The following is a 17,793-nucleotide window of genomic DNA, read 5'->3' as shown; positions in this document are numbered from 1 at the left end:
CCGCCGGGTGTGCGACTCCCGCGCTCGTGGAACACCGAGAGGAGGTTCCCCCCGTGCTCGGCGATGGGTTCGAGCGCGGCCGCGAGCTCGCCCGGCTCGTCGTCGAGTTCGAGCCGGAGCGTGTGTGTCGTCACCCCGTCGGCGCGGCTCATCGTGGTACGACACCCCCGGGGATCGACTGTGGACGGAACACGGACGGACGGAACGCCGGGGTGGACATAAGCCTTCTCGGGGTGTGGCAACCGCGCCGCCCGCGGACGGCGCCGTCGCTGGGGAGGTTCGAAAAGAGAGCGAAGAGAACCGCAGGCCGTCGACTCGGGCCGCCGACTTAGATGTAGTCGACCGACTCGGGGAGCTCGAGCTTCATCCCCTTGCGCTCGCGGATCTCCATGATCTGCTCGCGCTGGAGGTTGTCGGCCATCACGCGGAAGCCGGCGTTCTCGGTGTTCCAGGACGCACGACCCTCGGTCGCGCTCCGGATGTCGCTGGAGAAGCCGATCATCTCCTCGACGGGCGCGACGCCCTCGACGACCATCAGGCCGCCCTCCTGGTACATGTCGTCGACGCGGCCACGGCGACCCTGAATCTCGCCGGAGGCGGCGCCCATGTGCTCGCTGGGCACGTCGATCCGGACGTTCTGGATCGGCTCCAGCAGCCGGATCTCGCCGTCGATCAGCGCGTGGTGGACCGCCTCGCGGACGGCGGGGATCACCTGCGCGGGACCGCGGTGGATGGTGTCCTCGTGGAGGCGGGCGTCGTGCAGGCGGAGCAGCGTCCCCTGCACGGGCTCGGCGGCCAGCGGGCCGTCGTCGAGCGCCTCCTGCAGGCCCTCGACCACCAGCTCCATCGTCTCGTTCAGGTGCTGGATCCCCTTCGTGTCGTCGATGAGGATGTTCGTCCCGTGGATGTGCTCCACGTTCTGGGACGTCTCCTTGTCCATGCCGGCCTCCTGCAGCGCCTCACGGCGCTCCAGTTCGGGCATGTCCATGGAGACCTCGCCGAGCTGGATCGCGTCGACGATCTCCTGCCCCATCGGGTGGATGGAGATGTAGAACTTGTTGTGGCGGTTGGGCGAGACGCCCTCGACCTCCCGGGACTCCTCCTGGGGCTGCTCGCGGAACACGACGATCGGTTCGCCGGTGTTGACCGGGATGCCCTGCTCCTTCTCGATGCGCTGGGTGATCACTTCGAGGTGGAGCTCGCCCTGCCCGCTGATCAGGTGCTCGCCGGTGTCCTCGTTGATCTCGATCTGGATCGTCGGGTCCTCCTTGGCGACCTGCTGGAGCGTCTCGATCAGCTTCGGCAGGTCGTCCATGGTCTGGGCCTCGACGGACTTCGTGATCACCGGCTCCGAGATGTGCTCGATCGACTCGAACGGCGTCATCTCCGTGGAGGAGACCGTCGAGCCGGCGATGGCGTCGCGCAGCCCCGTGACCGAGGCGATGTTCCCCGCGGGGACGCGATCCACTTCCTCGCGTTCGCTCCCCATGAACAGCCCGACGGACTGGATCCGGTTCTTGCCGGCGGTGCCGGAGACGAACAGATCCTGCCCCTTCTCCAGCGTGCCGGAGAAGACACGACCCGTCGCGATCTCGCCGGCGTGGGGGTCCATCGAGATGTCGGTCACCATGAACACGACCTCGCCGTCCTCGTTGACCAGCCGCATGTCCTCCGCGAGTTCGGACTCGGAGTCGCCGCGCCAGATGCGCGGGACACGACGGGGCTGGGCGTCGACGGGGTTGGGGAAGTGCTCACAGACCATGTCGAGCACAACGTCCGACAGCGGCGAGCGCTCGTGGAGCTCGTCGCGCTTGTCGTTGCGCTCCATCTCGATGATGTCCTCGAAGGAGATGCCGGTGCGCTGCATCGACGGCATCGAGACGCCCCACTTGTACAGCGCGGAGCCGAAGCCGACGGTGCCGTCCTCGACGGAGACGGTCCAGTCGTCGTCGATGTCGTCCATCTCCTCGATCATCCCGCGGATCAGCTCGTTCACGTCGGAGATGACCCCGAGCAGGCGCTCCTGCATCTCCTCCTCGCCCTCCTGGAGCTCGGAGATCAGGCGGTCGACCTTGTTGATGAACAGGGTCGGCTTCACGCCCTCGCGGAGTGCCTGTCGCAGCACCGTCTCCGTCTGGGGCATGGCGCCCTCGACGGCGTCCACGACGACGAGCGCGCCGTCGACGGCACGCATCGCCCGGGTCACGTCGCCACCGAAGTCGACGTGGCCCGGCGTGTCGATGAGGTTGATGAGGTGGTTGGTGCCCTCGTACTCGTGGGTCATCGAGACGTTCGCCGCGTCGATGGTGATCCCACGCTCCTGTTCGTCCTCCTTCGTGTCCATCGCCAGCTGCTCGCCGGCGGTGCCCTCGGAGATCATCCCCGCACCCGCGAGGAGGTTGTCCGAAAGCGTCGTCTTCCCGTGGTCGACGTGGGCGGCGATGGCGATGTTCCGGATGTTCTCCGGGGTGTCCATCAGCCGCTCACATTCTTGGACAATTTTCTTACGTCGGCCCATTGGGGTGGGATACCCGTGGCGGGGTCAAAAGGGTAGTGTTTCACGTAGCGGGTGTGCCACCGACACACGCCTCTGTGGCCGCCACAGCGGGCGATTCTGTGACTCCGTCGGAACCGCGGTCTCACCGGTCCCGGCGGCTGTCCGACGCCGCCTCATACTCCGACACCGGCGGCTGCCAGACGCCGCCTCATACTCCCGAAACCGTCTTCCCCCTCTACCCCGTGGTAGGGTTACACATGGATATACGACTCCCCGACAACGGCCCCGCGGAGCCGTTTCTCGGCGCAGCAGAACTCTTGGAGACCGAGAGCGAGATCGACCTCCCCGTCCACGTCCGCGTGCGCGACGACCCCGACGAGCGCACGTGGGCCGGCCACTACGAGGACCGACACGTGCTCAACATCTCCCGACAGGCCGCGACGAGCGCGATGGCGCGGGAGCTGGCGCTGCACGAACTCTCCCACATGGCGCGCTACGAGCAGCACCACCCCTCCCACCACCAGTCGACGCGGGAGGCGATCTTCCTCGCGCTCGCGGGCAAGAGCGTCGAGCAGCGCAAGCTGGCCCACGTCCACCAGCTCGCCAACCACATGAAGGACATCTACGCCGACGACATCACGCTCTCGGTCGCGCCGGGCGGGAAGCTCGTCACCTTTCTCGAGTCCCGGCTGGCCGACGCCGTCGCCGACCGGCCGCCCGCGGCGCCGGCGGGCTGGCAGCTCGCGACCCCAGGGGCGGACCCGGAGATCACGGCGGTCAACGCCGCCTTCGCGCTCGCGCTGGTCGAACGGCACGACCTCGTCGGTCCAGACCACCGGATCTACGACCTCGCACACGCGGCTGCGGATGACGCGCCCGAAGTCGGCGTCGAGGAGTTCGCCGAGGTGTTTCGGTCGCTGGACGACGACCCCTCCGAGAGCGAGTACCGCAAGGCGCTGGTCGACGTGACCCGCGAGTACGTCGGCGAGGGCGCCGATTAGGCCTCGGTGATCCGCACCAGCACGTCGTCGATCTCGCGGGGGAACGGCTCGTTCGCCCGCCCGTCGCGGTTGGAGGTGATGGCGTACAGCGCGCCGTCCGGTCCCTCCTCGACGTGGCGGATCCGGCCGAGCTCGTTCACCAGCAGGTCGTGGCTGGTCACGGTGTACTCGTCGTCCAGCCAGTCGGCGTCGTGGCGCTTGCCCGTCTCGCCGAGTTCGGGCAGCTCCTCGCCCGCCGGCGTCAACGTGAACGACTTGAGTCGCTGATTGATCAGCGCGCCCACGAGCAGCCGGTTCTGCAGCGTCGGCGCCGCGTCGCCCTGGAAGAACGACGAGCCGGACGGCGCCCACGTCGCCGACACGAGCGCCGAACTCGCCACCGGGCGGTGGTAGTCGGTCCCCTCGTACTCGCCGGGCTGGCGCGCCTCGGGCCAGCCGTAGTTCCCGCCGGCTTCGAGGACGTTCACCTCGTCGGGACCGGGGCCGTGCTCGTCGGCGACCGGCGTCGCGTCGGGCAGCCAGCTCAGCCCCTGCACGTTCCGGTGGCCCATCGTGAAGATTCGGGGGTCGCCCGGGCTCTCGTTGCCGGGCGCGCCCTCGCCGTCGGGGGTCATCCGCAGGACTTTGCCCGCCAGGTTCTCGGGGTCGGCGGCGAGGTCGCCGTTGCCGGCGTCGCCGGTCGTCACCCAGAGGTAGTTCGCGGGGCCGAACCGCAGTCGCCCCCCGTTGTGGATGTTCGTTCTCGTCCCGGCCCGAGCAGGTGACTCCGCGAGCACGGAGACCGGCTCGCCCGGTTGCTCACTCCCGGGATCGAACGCCGCCAGCCGCACGACTGGCTCCTCGTCGGTCGTCGCGGTGTAGTAGACGTACACCAGCGGCACGTCGGGGTAGTTCGGGTGAGCCTCGACGCCCATTGTGCCGCCTTCGCCCCCCTCGACGAACCAACTGTCCTCGTCGCTCCCGGGCTCGACGGAGCCGGCGGGGATCGCGTCGGCGGGTTTGAACGACAGGCTGATCTCGCCGTCGGCATAGCGCAACACCTGCCCGGTCCGCTCGGTCAGGAACAGCTCGCCGTTCCCGGTGAACGAGAGGTCCCACGGAATCTCCAGCTGTTCGGCGAGCACCTCGGTCTCCAGTTCGGTCTCGGCGGCGCTCGTCGGCGCCCACCACTCCGGGTCGTAGCCCTTCCACGCCGTCTCGTCGTGGTCGAGGCTGGGGTCGTACCCCCCGGAGTCGGTCGGTCCGCTGGAGGAGGGGTCGGTCCCGGGATCGGTCTCACTCGGGTCGTCCGGGGCGCTACAGCCGGCCAGCCCGACGGCCGAGAGGGCGAGCAGCGTTCGGCGGGAGAGCGTATCGGGGTCCACGTTCGGTAGTACCCATCGCCGCCCAAAGTCTTTCTGTCAGGTGGCAGGGTCTCCACCGGGTTCCTCGCCCTCTTCGAGCAGCCGGAGCGGCCGCGTGACGGTCGACGCCGCGGCGACGAGCAGGAACACGCCGCCGAGCGCGGCGACGGCGCTCGTCTCCCCAAGTGCGTCCGCGAGCACGCCCGCGCCGACCGCCAGCGGTAGCTTGTACAGTCTGGTGAGCATCGACACCGCGGAGACGGCCGTCGCGCGCCCGGCGTCGTCGACGGCCTCGGTCACGCGGGCGTTGACGACCGGGAGCAGCAGCGCCCGGGAGGCGCGCTGTGCGACGAACATCGGGAGTGCGGCGACCAGCACCAGCCGTGGGAGCGCCAGCAGCCCACACGTCGCGAGGGGGACGGCGATCAGCAGCCGCCGCGGGCCGACCCGGTCTTCGAGCCACCCCGCACGTTGGCTCGAGACCGCCGTGACGCCGCTGAACCCCGCGTACAGCAGCCCGAGCGAGAGCCCGACCGGCAGCCCGCCGGGGATCGCCGTCTCCAGCAGCGACTCGGCGATCGGCTGCACGTACGTCGTCGACGCGCTCAGTACGGCGAAGAACAGCCCGACGTACAGCGCGAACGACCGCAGCGACGGGCGGGCGACGGCCCGGCGGAGCACGCCGAACGTCTCCGCCGCGGTTCGGCCGCCCCGCCCGTCGTCACGGTACGCCCGGTTCTTGGGTAGCGAGGCCAGCGCCGCTAGCCCGAGGAGGTTCATCCCGACGCTCGCGAGAAACGGCCACGTCGGGTCGACGCCGTAGAGCGCGCCGCCCCCAACCGCGGTGACGACCGAACTCCACGCCGTCACCGCTTCCCCGCGCCCCCGGATCCGGGTGAACTCACCGGCGTCGAGGCGTTCGCTGAGCGTGTCGTAGAGCCAGGCGTCGATGCTGCCCGAGGCGAACGTCAGCCCCAGCGCCCACGGGACGTACAGCGCCGCGTACCCCAGGGGCGACCGGACGAAGACGAACCCGAGCAGCGACGCCGCCTTCAGCCCGATGCTCAGGCCGATGCTCGCCCGGCGGCCCAGGCGGTCGCCGACGTACCCCGTCGGCACCTCGCCGAGCACGACGATCGCGGCCGACAGCGCGCTCAGCGTGCCGACGACGGTGAAGGAGAGGTCCCGGAGCAGGAACAGCGTGAAGATCGGGGCGATGAACCCGACCGACCGGGTCGCCTGTAACAGGTAGAACTTCCGGACGACGGTGGAGGGCACGGCTCGGGGGTTCGAGCCGGACCCCGCAAAAACGCATCGAGAGCCGCCGCTCGGGAACTGCGAAAAACGGAAAAGATCGGAGCCGAGTTAGCGGGCCGCGGCCGCGACGCGCTCGGTCTCCTCCTTCTGGGAGATCGGGTAGACGTTGACGTCGTAGTCGGCGGCGCCGATCAGCTGCTGGGCCAGCGCCTCCTCGACGGGGGTGGCCGTGTTGCGCGAGCCGTTGAGCGTGCCCTGCGCGATGAACTTCAGTCCCTGGTCGACACGGCGCTGGGGCGCCACGTCGACGGCCTTCGGGACCGAGATCCCGCCGTACTTCAGGCGGACGGTCTCCTCGCGCGGGGCCGCGTTCTCGACGGCCTCGACCAGCACCTGCGCGGGGTTCTCCTCGGTCCGCTCGTGGACGATCTCGAAGGCGTCCCGCACGATGCGGGTCGTCTTCTGCTTGTGACCGGTGTTGTCCTCGGTCTGCATCAGCCGGTTGATCAGGCGCTCGACCACGCTGATCTCGGACTTCTCGAACTGCTTGCTCGCGTGGCGACCCATCGTGTGCGCGACGGGCGTCACGTTGAGGTAGCGCTGCGTCGAGGGGTCGGAGTACTCGATGTCGCTCACGTCCCAGACGCCGAACAGGTCGGCGCCGGTCGAGGTCTCCTCGGTCTCCTCGGCTTCGGCCTCGACCTCCTCGGTCTCGGCGTCGGCGGCTTCTTCCTCGCTCATCTGACTGGCTTCTCCGCGTTCCCGCGAACCAGTTCGATCAGCGACACGCCGTTGACCTTCTCGACCTTGTAGTTGACACCGGAGATGTCACCCATCGCACGACCCTTCGAGCCACCGATCCCCGCGATGGTGACCTCGTCGTGCTCGTCGATGAACGAGATCGCGCCGTCACCGGGACAGAACGCGGTGACCTGCTTCCCGTTCTTGATGAGCTGGACCCGGACACACTTCCGGATCGCCGAGTTGGGCTGTTTCGCTTCGATGCCGACCTTCTCCAGCACGATCCCGCGACCCTGCGGGGCGCCCTCGAGCGGGTCGGACTTCTCCTTGAGTCCGCGTTCGCGGCGCGCGTACTCCGAGTCGGACCACCGTCGCTTCTGGCGGTCCTTCTTGAGTTTCCGCGCGGCGTACTTGCCGTTCGCCATACCCTACCTCTTCGACGGAGCCACTTAAGCATCCCCTTTCGGGGAGAAGAAACGGAACGAGAACGCGTTAGAGGTGGCGCTACTCCGATCTGCGCCGGTCGCGCTCTACGCCAACTGCACGTCGTCGATGTCGAAGTGTCGCGCCGCCAGCCGTCGGGTCGCCTCGATCGACTCGCCGCCGGCGCCGATGGCGACCCCGCGGTCGCCCTGCGGCACCTCGACGTACGCGACGGTGCTACCGCCCTGGGTCGACAGGGTGACGTTGCGCACGGCCGCGGGCGCGAGGCAGTTGGCGACGAACGCGGCGGGCTCGTCGGCGTTCTCCACGAGGTCGACGCGGCTGCCCAACTGTGCCTCGACGGCCTCGACGGTCTCGCCGTCCGGCCCGATCGCCGCCCCCATCTCGCCGGCGGGGATCACGAACACCGCGCGGTCGTCCTCGACCAGACAGTCCACCGGCGTCACGTCGGCCACGTCGGCGAACGCGGCGATGTGCCGGCGTGCCTCGTCCGACAGCGTCAGGCTCATCGGCGGCCTCCGGCCTGCGAGTGGGGGCGGTGCCGGCCCATCAGTCGTCGGCGGAGTTCGCGGCGCCGCCCGAGCCCATCCGCAGGTCCACGTCGCCGGTACCGATCGACACCGGCTTCCCGACGATCACGTTCTCGATCACGCCGTCGAGGTCGTCGACCTCGCCGTGGACGGCGGCGTCGAGCAGGTGGTTCACCGTCACCTCGAACGCCGCGCGGGCGAGCACGGACTCCTTCGAGCCGGAGATACCGTGCCGGCCGATCGACTCGATCGTCCCGCGGTTGGTCATGATGTCCGCCACCAGCATCAGGTGCCGGACGTTCACGTCGTCCAGCCCCTGTTCGGCCAGCGTCTCGTGGGTCTCGTTGATGATCGTCTCGCGGGCGGCCTCGATCCCGAGGTTGTCGTGGATCTCGTGGATGTTGTTACACGTCGAGCGGCTGGTGTCGACGCCCTCGATCTCGAGCACGTCGCCGAACGCCGACCCCTCGGTGTAGAGGACGAACTCCTCCTCGCCGTCCTCGACCTCCTCCTTCCGGATCACGACGCGGGAGATCTCCTCGATCCCCTTGAACACGACCTCGCGGAGCTCCTCGACCAGCTGGAGCAGCTCGCGGTAGCTGGGCTGCTCGGGACCGAACGCGATCGTCGTCCCCTTGCGCTTGGTCGCGACTTTGAGCTCGCTCTCGATGGTCTCCTGGATCTCCTCGGCGACCTCGCCCACGTCGTCGTAGGTGGGCCAGCGCTTCCGGAGCGTGTCCTCGTTCAGGTCGATCGTGACCTGCATGTCCGCGACGTTGGTCGAGACGTTCCCCAGCGCGAGGATCTTCGTCGCCTCGATCTGCCAGACGACCTCGCGGGCCTTGTCGCGGTCGGTCGCGTACTCCTCCTCGAGGTGGACCGTCATCGTCGGCGTGTCCGGCGTCTTCCGGGCGTCGACGAGTTCGATCAGCCGGGGCAGCCCCTGGGTCACGTCGATCTCCGCGACGCCCGCGAAGTGGAACGTGTTCATCGTCAGCTGGGTGCCCGGTTCGCCGATCGACTGGGCCGACACCGTCCCGACGGGGTCGAGCGCGTCGACCCGGGTGTCCTCGTAGCGGGTGACGACGGCCTTGACGATCTCCTCGATCTCCTCGCGCCTCGCGCCTTCGTTGTCCTCGATGGCGCGGTAGACGCGGTCCTTCAGGCGCCGCGGGAGTTCGGTCCCCTCGACCAGCGCCTCGGTCTCCTCGTCGATGTGCTCGAAGCTCTCGGGGAGCGCCTCGACGTCAGTCATCGCTCACCCCCTGGCCCGCCTTGTTCAGGCCGGGACCGGCGTACTCCGAGATGTTGGTGGTCTCCTCGTCCTCGCCGAGGAAGCGGGCCTTCTGCTCCTCGCTGCTGAACTCGGCGTCCAGCACGCGCTGGGTGATCGCCTCCACGTCGACGGGGTCGTCCTCGTCGGAGGAGACTTTCACCGGCGAGGTGCCGTCCTCGCCGAACTCGAACTGGACGACCGTGCCGGAGGTGTCCCGGACGGTGCCGTCGTACTGCGCCTCCAGTTCGGAGAGGGCGTTGATCAGCCGGCGCTGGAGGTAGCCGGACTTCGAGGTCCGGACTGCCGTGTCGACCAGCCCCTCGCGGCCGCCCATCGCGTGGAAGAAGAACTCCCGCGGGGTGAGTCCCGAGCGGTAGGAGTTCTCCACGAACCCGTGGGGCTTGGCGCCGAGGTCGCCGCGCTCGTAGTGGCTGAGCGTACGGCCCTCGTAGCCGCGGTTGATGCGCTCGCCGCTGACCGACTGCTGGCCGACGGTGGCGGCCATCTGGGTCAGGTTCAGCATCGAGCCACGCGCGCCGGAGCGCGCCATGACGATCGCGGGGTTGTCGTCGGCGAAGTGGTCGCCGGCGATGTCCTCCGCGGAGTCACGCGCCTTGCCCAGCGTCTGCATGATCTTGAGTTCGAGCGTCTCGTCGACGGTCCGGCCGGGGATCGAGTTCAGATCGCCCGCCCGGTACGTCTCGATCAGCTCGTCGACGCGCTCGTAAGCGTCGTCGATCGCCTCGTCGACCTGCTCGTCGGCCGTCGGCGGGACGGACTCGTCGTCGATCCCGATCGAGAACCCGAAGTGCATGATCGAGCGCATCGCGAGCGTCGCCACCTCGTTGACGAACACGCGGGCGCGCGTCTTCGAGTACTCCTTGGTGATCGTGTCGACGATGTCGCCGCCGAAGGCGCCGATGGCGCCCTCGTCGATCGTCCCCTGCACGAGCTGGCCGTCCTCGATCACGACCTCGTCGTCGGCCTCCGAGCGGAACTCGAGGTTGAGGTCGTCGGGCAGCAGCTCCGAGAACACCGTCCGGCCGTTCCAGACCGGCTCGCCGTCCTGCTCGCCGTCAGGCTCGGGCAGCTCGTCGACGCTGGTCGCACGCAGCAGGTCCAGCGCCTGGTTCTCGGTGAACTCGGGGTTGTTCCGGGTCAGCAGGTACGTCCCGGAGACGTGGTCCTGGATGGCGCCGATGATGTTCTCGCCGAAGCGCGGGCTGAGCATCTGCTCCTGGACGCGCATCAGGACGCGGGCCTCCGCACGCGCCTCCTCGTTCTGGAGGGCGTGCATGTTCATCTCGTCGCCGTCGAAGTCGGCGTTGTACGGCGTACAGACCGTCGTGTTCAGCCGGAACGTCTTGTACGGCATCACGACCACCTCGTGGGCCATGATCGACATCCGGTGCAGCGACGGCTGTCGGTTGAACACGATGATGTCGCCGTCGGTCAGGTGCCGGGAGACCTCCCAGTCGGGCTCGACCTTCTCGGCGAGCTCCTCGCAGTTCTTCTCGGTCACCTTCAGCCGGCGGCCGTCGGGCCGCTTGACGTAGTTGGCGCCCGGATGCCCCTCGGGACCGTTCCGGACGTACGTCCGGGCCTCCTCGAGGTTGCGCTCGGAGACGTTCATCGTCTGGGTCATCTCCCGAGCCACGCGCTCGGGGACGCCGACCTCGTTCAGCGACAGCGTCGGGTCCGGCGAGATGACGGTTCGCGCCGAGAAGTTCACGCGCTTCCCGGACAGCGAGCCGCGGAACCGACCCTCCTTCCCCTTCAGGCGCTGGGAGAGGGTCTTCAGCGGCCGCCCCGAGCGGTGTCGGGCCGGCGGCGTGCCGGAGATCTCGTTGTCGACGAACGTGGTGACGTGGTACTGCAGCAGCTCCCAGAGGTCCTCGATGATCAGCTGGGGCGCGCCCGCCTCGCGGTTCTCCATGAACCGCTGGTTGATGCGGATGATGTCGACCAGCTTGTGGGTCAGGTCGTCCTCGGAGCGCTGGCCGTTGTCCAGCGTGATCGAGGGGCGGGTGGTGACCGGCGGCACCGGCAGCACCGTCAGGATCATCCACTCCGGCCGGGAGGTCTCGGGGTTGACGCCGATGTTCGCCAGGTCCTCGTCCGGGATGTCCTCGAACCAGTCCCGGATGTCGCTGGGCATCAGCTTGTTCTCGTCCTCCTCGGTCAGGTCGATGTCCAGCGCCTTCTCCAGCGCCTTGCGGTCCTCCTCGCGCGGGCGGAACTCGCCGCCGAGGATGTCGTTGATCCGGTCGAGCGCGATGCCGGTCTCGTCGGCGAGCTCCTGTGGCGAGACCCCCTCGTCGTCCTCGTCGTCGGGCTGCATCGCCTCGGCGATGATCTCGGAGTACTCCGCGGCGAGGACGTCCTGCACCTCGTAGTAGGTGGTCGGCTTCTCGTGTTTGATGTCGTACTGGGTCTCGCCGCAGTACGGACATCGCGAGGTCTTCCGGGCCTGCCGGATGGCGGCCTTCAGCACGTCGTCGGGGTCGTCGCCGAGCTCCTTGGCTCGCTCGAGCCGCTCGGCGAACTCGGCCTGCTCGTCCTCGGTGAGCGAGAGCCGGCCGCAGTCCCGACAGGTGCCACGCAGCAGGCGGCGGATCAGCTTCGCGAAGCCGACGTGGATCACCGGCGCCGCGAGCTCGATGTGCCCGAAGTGGCCGTTACACGAGCCGGAGTGCTGACCGCAGGTCCGACACTCCAGCCCGGGGTCGATGACCCCCAGCCGGGGGTCCATCAGCCCCATGTCGATGGGGTAGCCGTCGTCGTCGTACGTGTCGGCGGTGATCACCTTCGTGGCGCTCATGTCCCGGTACGTCTCCGGGTCCATCAGGCCGAAGCTGATCTCGCCGATCTCCTTGGGTGAGCCTGAGATTGACATTTATACTGCGTCCTCCAGTTCGAGTTTGGGTCGGATGCCGAGCGCCTTCATCTCGTCGAGCAGCAGCTTGAACGCGTAGCTGACCTCCAGCTCGTGGATGTTGTCCTCGTCCTTCGTGATGGGGTCGTACACTCGGCGCTGCTCCACGTCCTCGACGGCGACCATCCCGGTGTCCTCCGAGATGTACACCGTCTCGCGGTCAGAGGAGTCGAGCAGGCGTTCCTTCAGCGCCATCGCGGCGCCGTGGCCGATCAGCACCTCACGCTCCATCTCCCCCACGCGGAGACCGCCCTCGCGGGCGCGCCCCTCGGTGGGCTGGCGGGTGAGCACCTGCACGGGACCGCGGGAGCGGGCGTGCAGCTTGTTGCTCACCATGTGGTACAGCTTGTGGTAGAAGATCGTGCCGACGAAGATCTCGGCCTCGATCTTCTCCCCGGTCACGCCGGAGTACATGACCTCCTTGCCGGAGGACTTGAAGCCGCGCTCCTCCAGGCTGTCGCGGAGTTCCTCTTCGCCCTCGCCCTGGAACGGCGTGCCGTCGACGCGCCGGCCTTCCAGCGAGCCGACCTTGCCGCCGAGCATCTCCAGCACGTGGCCCACGGTCATCCGCGAGGGGAGCGCGTGGGGGTTCATCACGAGGTCGGGAATCAGTCCCTCCTCGGTGAACGGCATGTCCTCCTGGGGTGCGAGGTGGCCGACGACGCCCTTCTGGCCGTGCCGGGACGCGAACTTGTCCCCGAGTTCGGGGATCCGTTCGTCCCGCACCGACACCTTCGAGAGCTTCGAGCCGTCCTCGCCCTCCATCAGCGTCACCGTGTCGACGATGCCGTCCTCGCCGGAGCGCATCGTGACCGAGGTCTCACGCCGCTTCTGGGGCGAGAGGCCGCCGAGGTCCTCCTGCTCCTCGAGGAACCGTGGCGGCGAGGTCTTCCCGAGCAGCACCGAGCTCTCGTCGACCTTCGTCTCGGGGTTGACCAGCCCGTCCTCGTCGAGATGGGTGTACGCGTCCTCGCCGCGTGCGCCGCGCACGTCCTGTGAGGGCACCTCGAAGCGGTCTTCCTGACCGCCGGGGTAGCGTCGCTCCTCGCCCTCGTAGGTGCGGAAGAAGTGCGAGCGGGCGAGGCCGCGCTCCACGGAGCCCTGGTTCATGACCAGCGCGTCCTCGATGTTGAACCCCTCGTAGGACATGACCGCGACCGTGAAGTTCTGGGCCGCGGGGCGCTCGTCGAACCCGATCTGCTCGGTGGTCTGGGTCTTGACCATCGAGAGCTGCGGGTAGTGCAGGAGGTGCTGTCGCGTGTCGGGCCGGATGCGGTAGTTCGCGCTCGGCAGCCCGAGGGACTGCTTCATCATCCCCGCGCCCATCGTGATACGCGGCGATGCGTTGTGCTCGGGGTAGGGGATCATCCCCGCGCCGATCCCGAAGATCAGCTGCGGGTCGACCTCGAGGTGGGTGTGGTTCTCGGTGAGGTCGTCCTCGTCGACGGCGACGAGGATGTCCTCCTCCTCCTCGGCGTCGATGAACTCGACGATGCCGCGGTCGACGAGGTCGTCGAACTCGAGCTCGTCGTCCTCGATCGCCTCGATGTGCTCGTCGGTGAGCCGCGGCTCGCCGTCGTCGACGACGATCAGCGGGCGCCGCGCCCGGCCGGAGTCGGCGTTGACGATGACCTCGCGGGTGCGGTCCTTGACCGCGACGTTGACCATCTCGCTGACCTCGCCGTTTCGGCGTGACTCTCGGATCTGTGCTGCCAGCTCCTCGGGGTCCGGGTGGGTCCCGACGAGGCTGCCGTTGACGTAGACCTTCGCAGGTCGTTCTTGTTTTCCTGCCATCTCAGTCGTCCGCGGGTGTTGCTCGTTCGACGCCCTCGATACCGGGGATGCCCTCCACGCCCATGTCGTCGAGTTCGCGCTTCAGTTCGCGCTCGTCGTCGACGTGCTGGGAGAGCTCCATCGCCTGTGCGAAGTTCTTCACCAGCCCACAGTTCGGGCCCTCCGGCGTCTCGGAGGGACAGATACGCCCCCACTGGGTCGCGTGCAGGTCACGCGCGTCGAAGTGGGGCTGGGAGCGACTCAGCGGCGAGCGGAGCCGCCGCAGGTGGGAGAGAACGCCCATGTAGTCGGTCCGGTCGACCAGCTGGGAGACGCCCGAGCGGCCGCCGACCCAGTTCCCGGTCGCGATCGGGTGCTCCAGCCGCTCGGTGAGCACGTCCGACCGGACGACCGTGTTGACGCTGAGGTCGCGGTTCCGCATGTTGGCGCGTTCGAGCTGGTACTTCACGTCCCGGGAGAGCTTGTTCAGCGCGGTCCGGAACAGGTCCTTCATCAGGTCGCCGCTGACCTTGAGGCGCTTGTTGGAGTAGTGGTCCTTGTCGTCGGAGTCGCGGCGCCCGAGCGCGAGCTCGAAGCACGCCTCGGCCATCCGGCAGAGGTAGTACGCCTTGTTGATGCGGACGTCCTCCTCGTCGACGCCCTCCTCGTGGAGGTGCGGGAGGAGGTAGCGGTCGATCACGTAGTTCGCCCGCTTGAGCTGGTAGTTCTTCCCCTGTCCGGAGGCGACGCGCTTCCCGAGGGTCTCGATCGCCTCCTCCTCGGTCTGGACGTCGGCCTCCTCTAAGTTCTCCAGCATGAACTTCACGATCTCGGGGTCCTCCGAGACGCGGTGGACGATCTCCTCGTCGGACTCGAGGCCGAGCGCCCGAACCAGCGTCACGAACGGCACGGAGCCGGAGACGGAGGGGAAGCTGACCTCGAGGATCCCCTCGCGGTTACGCTCACACAGCACCAGCGCGCGGTAGCCCCGGCGCTGGGAGAACGTCTTGGCGACCTGGATGTCGTCGCCGTACTTGGTGTCGTGCTCCGCGAGGATCTTGTTCGGCGCCAGGTCCTCGCTGGTCATCAGCACGCGCTCGGAGCCGTTGACGATGAAGTAGCCGCCGGGGTCGACGGGGTCCTCGCCGATGTCGATCAGCTCCTCGTCGGAGAAGCCGTCGATGTTACACTTGTTCGAGCCGACCATGATCGGCATCCGGCCGACCTTGGTCTCGGTCTGATCGACGACCTCCTCAGGCTCCTCGTCGCCGCCCCGGACGATGGACATCTCCATGAACACCGGCGCCGCGTAGGTGATGTTCCGCAGGCGGGCCTCCTGCGGGTAGAGCAGTTCCTCGGAGCCGTCGGCCTCGCGCACTCGCGGCGTCAGGATGCGTACGTCGCCGAGCTCGACCCAGACGGGCTCCTGCCCCTCCTTGTCGCCGATGTCGGTGCCGATCGTCTCCTTCTCGTCGACCACGTCCTGCATCCCGCGGTCGAGGAAGTTGTTGAACGATCGGAAGTGGTGCTCCGCCAGTCGTTCCTGGGAGAAGTACTCCCGGGAGACCGCACGTCGGTCCTCTCGATCCATTATTCGACCACCAGCCTGTAGACGACCGCGGTGTCTGTGGTACGGGAGTCGCGCTCGATGCGGACGACGTCGCCGGGCTCTGCCTCCTTCGGCAGGGCGGGATCCCTGCGCTTGATCTTGGGTAGGTTGGTCTTCTTCACTTGGTACTCCTCCAGCACTTCCTCGACCTCGGGCTCGTCGAGGAGCGTGTGCTCCGGAACCAGTTCGTGTTGGCTTACGTCTACCATAGGTGTTGGGCGTTCAGAGAATCGGTCACGAGATACTACGGCTGTATTTTAGCCGGCGGCACATAACGCTTGCTAATGTAGGTTGCGCGTGCGCGAGCGGTTGACGCACGCGACCCGGGGAGCCGGACCGTCGCTGCAGTCGCAAACCAACTGCGGCCCCGCCACGCGGTTGCCTCCCACGGCGTCGATGGATGACAAGCCTTATTTACAACACGGCGGTACGATTGAGTGCAGCGAGGCAGCGTGCCCGGATGGTGTAGTGGCCCATCATACGACCCTGTCACGGTCGTGACGCGGGTTCAAATCCCGCTCCGGGCGTCTTCTGCTGATCTCTACCGGATAGCCGGAGGCCCGTTTCGAACGGACTCCGAGCCAAGCGAACCGCTATCGGAGGGATTCTGAACCCAGAGGACGAGCGTAGCGAGTCCTCGCGGTTCAAATCCCGCTCCGGGCGTCTTCTGCTGATCTCTACCGGATAGCGAGAAGTCCGCCTCGAACGAGCGTCCGGGTCTCGTAAACCGATCAACGCTGGTGACGAGTCCCGACTAACTCAGTCGTCGTCGGCCGCGATTCGGCTCTCCCCCGTCAGCACGTCCGTCTGGGTCGCGAGCCACGCGTCGATGTCGTCTTCCCGCACCGACGCCCGCATCGACGCCGCGCGCTCTCGGCGTTCGGTCTCGTCCATCGTCAGCGCCGTCCGGATCGTCTCGGCGAACCCCGCCACGTCGTAGGGGTTCACCGACAGCGCGGCGGGACAGAGCGACTCGGCGGCGCCGACGAAGCGGCTCAGGACGAGCGCTCCCGGCGTCCTGTTGCGGGTCGATCGGTCGAGACCGTCCGCCTGCGCGAGGCCGGCGTTGGGTGCCGGCTGCCCCTGCGCGGCGACGAACTCCTTCGCGACGAGGTTCATCCCGTCGCGCCGGGAGCTCACCACCGCGGCGTCGGCGTAGCGGTACAGCCCCGCCAGCTCGCGGTCGTCGACGTCGTCCTCGATGTAGACGACGGGCGTCCAGTCGGGCGTGCCGTACGCCCCGTTCAGGTCGGCGATCCGGTCGCGCACCTCGTCGTAGTAGCGCCTGTAGGCGGGGATCCCCTCGCGGGTGCGGGTGCCCTTCTGGACGTAGGTGAACTCGCCAGCGAGGCCGGGGTTCGTCTCCAGCAGGTGTGCGAGCGCGTCGAGGCGCTCGATCACCCCCTTCGTGTAGTCGAGTCGGTCGACGCCCAGCACGATCGACCGCTCGGGATCGAGGTCGTACCGATCGGTCACCCGGTCCCAGTAGTGGGTCGCACCGTCGCTCCGGGCGTTCGCTGCGACGCGCTCCGTGTCGACGCCGATGGGGGAGGCGTACGTCTCGACGGTTCGCCCGTCGTAGCGGATCGTCCCCGATTCGGTCACCGCGGCGTCGGGGACGAACCGCGCCACGCAGTCCCGGAAGTTCGCGGCGTAGCGCTCCAGATGGAAGCCGATCGCGTCGTTGCCGAGCAGGCCGCGGAGCAGTTCGGTCCCCTGCGGGCAGATCTCGAAAAACTCCGGCGTCGGCCACGGGACGTGCCAGAACTGTACCAGCCGCGCGTCCGGCCGCTGCTCCCGAACGTACTGCGGCGCCAGCGCGAGGTGGTAGTCCTGAAACCAGACCACGTCGGGATCGGCGGCGACCGCGCGCTCCGCGAACCGCCGGTTGGCCTCGCGGTACGCCGGCGCGAATGCGGGGTCGACGGTCACGGGGTCGGCCTCGAGGTGGCAGATCGGCCAGAGCACCTGATTGCTGTAGCCGTAGTAGTAGTTCTCCACCAGCCGCCGGGGAAGGTCGAGCCGGGAGAGCGTGTAGCCCGGGCGATCGTCGTCCGCTGGATCGCCCCCACTGTCGCCGGGCGGAACCGCGACCTCGCCGTCGGGCGCCACTGCGGGGTCGAAGTCGGCGTCGCCGCTCCCCCACGCGACCCACGTGCCGCCCGTCTTGGCGACTACGCCGTCGAGTGCGGTTACGAGTCCACCGGCGGGGCGCTCCGCCGTCGGCTCGCCTTCGACGTACTCGTGGACGTACGGCTCGCGGTTCGAGACGACCACGAGCGAGCGGTCGCCGAGCGCGTCGTCAATCACGGGCGGTCGTGGTCGCCGGGCGGAGTTGAACCCATCGGGACCGGCAGAGCGGCGCTGTGCGGGCGGTTCGACTCGGA

Annotated in this window: 13 protein-coding genes, 1 tRNA gene and 1 pseudogene; 2 read left to right on the top strand and 13 right to left on the bottom strand. The window is 68.2% G+C overall.

Going from position 1 to position 17,793, the window contains the following annotated elements; all coding sequences use genetic code 11:
- Window positions 1–152, bottom strand: a pseudogene (locus ACFR9S_RS06300) (amino acid-binding protein); the annotation flags it as partial.
- Between the two features lie 176 nt (window positions 153–328).
- Window positions 329–2,518: an elongation factor EF-2 gene (locus tag ACFR9S_RS06295; protein ID WP_379732120.1), complete on the bottom strand. Its 2,190-nt coding sequence runs from the start codon at window positions 2,516–2,518 to the stop codon at window positions 329–331.
- A gap of 236 nt (window positions 2,519–2,754) precedes the next feature.
- On the opposite strand from ACFR9S_RS06295, the gene ACFR9S_RS06290 reads away from it, so the two are divergent.
- Complete coding sequence (locus ACFR9S_RS06290; RefSeq protein WP_379818288.1) at window positions 2,755–3,498, top strand: DUF5781 family protein; 744 nt, start codon at window positions 2,755–2,757, stop codon at window positions 3,496–3,498.
- Here the strand turns inward: ACFR9S_RS06290 and ACFR9S_RS06285 are convergent.
- The 10 genes from ACFR9S_RS06285 to ACFR9S_RS06240 form a co-directional block, all read right to left on the bottom strand.
- Window positions 3,495–4,862 (bottom strand): PQQ-dependent sugar dehydrogenase, encoded by a 1,368-nt coding sequence (locus ACFR9S_RS06285; RefSeq protein WP_379818287.1) that lies wholly within the window; start codon window positions 4,860–4,862, stop codon window positions 3,495–3,497. The genes ACFR9S_RS06290 and ACFR9S_RS06285 overlap by 4 nt on opposite strands.
- A gap of 36 nt (window positions 4,863–4,898) precedes the next feature.
- Window positions 4,899–6,119 carry an MFS transporter gene (locus ACFR9S_RS06280; protein ID WP_379818286.1) on the bottom strand — a complete coding sequence of 407 codons (1,221 nt, stop codon included), beginning with the start codon at window positions 6,117–6,119 and terminating at the stop codon, window positions 4,899–4,901.
- Window positions 6,120–6,206: 87 nt separating this feature from the next.
- A complete protein-coding gene (locus ACFR9S_RS06275; RefSeq protein WP_379732541.1) occupies window positions 6,207–6,839 on the bottom strand; it encodes a 30S ribosomal protein S7 in 633 nt (210 codons plus the stop codon).
- A complete protein-coding gene (locus ACFR9S_RS06270; protein WP_049979636.1) occupies window positions 6,836–7,264 on the bottom strand; it encodes a 30S ribosomal protein S12 in 429 nt (142 codons plus the stop codon). Before ACFR9S_RS06270 ends, ACFR9S_RS06275 begins: the two co-directional genes overlap by 4 nt.
- 105 nt (window positions 7,265–7,369) lie before the next feature.
- A complete protein-coding gene (locus tag ACFR9S_RS06265; protein WP_379818285.1) occupies window positions 7,370–7,792 on the bottom strand; it encodes a NusA-like transcription termination signal-binding factor in 423 nt (140 codons plus the stop codon).
- A 40-nt stretch (window positions 7,793–7,832) separates the two neighbouring features.
- Window positions 7,833–9,068: a DNA-directed RNA polymerase subunit A'' gene (rpoA2, locus tag ACFR9S_RS06260; protein ID WP_379730860.1), complete on the bottom strand. Its 1,236-nt coding sequence runs from the start codon at window positions 9,066–9,068 to the stop codon at window positions 7,833–7,835.
- A complete protein-coding gene (locus tag ACFR9S_RS06255) occupies window positions 9,061–11,985 on the bottom strand; it encodes a DNA-directed RNA polymerase subunit A' (RefSeq protein WP_379730859.1) in 2,925 nt (974 codons plus the stop codon). The genes rpoA2 and ACFR9S_RS06255 overlap by 8 nt, the downstream gene beginning before the upstream one ends.
- A complete protein-coding gene (gene rpoB / locus ACFR9S_RS06250) occupies window positions 11,986–13,818 on the bottom strand; it encodes a DNA-directed RNA polymerase subunit B (RefSeq protein WP_379730858.1) in 1,833 nt (610 codons plus the stop codon).
- A gap of 1 nt (window position 13,819) precedes the next feature.
- Window positions 13,820–15,388: a DNA-directed RNA polymerase subunit B'' gene (locus ACFR9S_RS06245; RefSeq protein WP_379730856.1), complete on the bottom strand. Its 1,569-nt coding sequence runs from the start codon at window positions 15,386–15,388 to the stop codon at window positions 13,820–13,822.
- Window positions 15,388–15,615, bottom strand: coding sequence for a DNA-directed RNA polymerase subunit H (locus ACFR9S_RS06240; RefSeq protein ID WP_049979642.1), 228 nt, complete (start codon window positions 15,613–15,615; stop codon window positions 15,388–15,390). Before ACFR9S_RS06240 ends, ACFR9S_RS06245 begins: the two co-directional genes overlap by 1 nt.
- Window positions 15,616–15,860: 245 nt before the next feature.
- Between ACFR9S_RS06240 and ACFR9S_RS06235 the strand changes: the two genes are divergently transcribed.
- Window positions 15,861–15,933 (top strand) — tRNA-Asp (locus ACFR9S_RS06235).
- A gap of 232 nt (window positions 15,934–16,165) precedes the next feature.
- Here the strand turns inward: ACFR9S_RS06235 and ACFR9S_RS06230 are convergent.
- On the bottom strand, window positions 16,166–17,716 hold the full coding sequence (locus tag ACFR9S_RS06230; protein WP_379730855.1) for an alpha,alpha-trehalose-phosphate synthase (UDP-forming): 1,551 nt from the start codon (window positions 17,714–17,716) through the stop codon (window positions 16,166–16,168).
- Window positions 17,717–17,793 lie beyond the last annotated feature (77 nt).

It is taken from the genome of Halolamina salina, from assembly GCF_042678005.1.
GTDB lineage: Archaea > Halobacteriota > Halobacteria > Halobacteriales > Haloferacaceae > Halolamina > Halolamina salina.
This window is presented reverse-complemented; position numbering and strand designations above follow the sequence as displayed.

What these genes read in the sequence shown, in the direction of transcription:
- ACFR9S_RS06295 (WP_379732120.1), bottom strand. Translation starts at nt 2,518, where the DNA reads ATGGGCCGACGTAAGAAAATTGTCCAAGAATGTGAGCGGCTGATGGAC.
- ACFR9S_RS06290 (WP_379818288.1), top strand. Translation starts at nt 2,755, where the DNA reads ATGGATATACGACTCCCCGACAACGGCCCCGCGGAGCCGTTTCTCGGC.
- ACFR9S_RS06275 (WP_379732541.1), bottom strand. Translation starts at nt 6,839, where the DNA reads ATGAGCGAGGAAGAAGCCGCCGACGCCGAGACCGAGGAGGTCGAGGCC.
- ACFR9S_RS06270 (WP_049979636.1), bottom strand. Translation starts at nt 7,264, where the DNA reads ATGGCGAACGGCAAGTACGCCGCGCGGAAACTCAAGAAGGACCGCCAG.
- ACFR9S_RS06265 (WP_379818285.1), bottom strand. Translation starts at nt 7,792, where the DNA reads ATGAGCCTGACGCTGTCGGACGAGGCACGCCGGCACATCGCCGCGTTC.
- rpoA2 (WP_379730860.1), bottom strand. Translation starts at nt 9,068, where the DNA reads ATGACTGACGTCGAGGCGCTCCCCGAGAGCTTCGAGCACATCGACGAG.
- ACFR9S_RS06255 (WP_379730859.1), bottom strand. Translation starts at nt 11,985, where the DNA reads ATGTCAATCTCAGGCTCACCCAAGGAGATCGGCGAGATCAGCTTCGGC.
- rpoB (WP_379730858.1), bottom strand. Translation starts at nt 13,818, where the DNA reads ATGGCAGGAAAACAAGAACGACCTGCGAAGGTCTACGTCAACGGCAGC.
- ACFR9S_RS06245 (WP_379730856.1), bottom strand. Translation starts at nt 15,388, where the DNA reads ATGGATCGAGAGGACCGACGTGCGGTCTCCCGGGAGTACTTCTCCCAG.
- ACFR9S_RS06240 (WP_049979642.1), bottom strand. Translation starts at nt 15,615, where the DNA reads ATGGTAGACGTAAGCCAACACGAACTGGTTCCGGAGCACACGCTCCTC.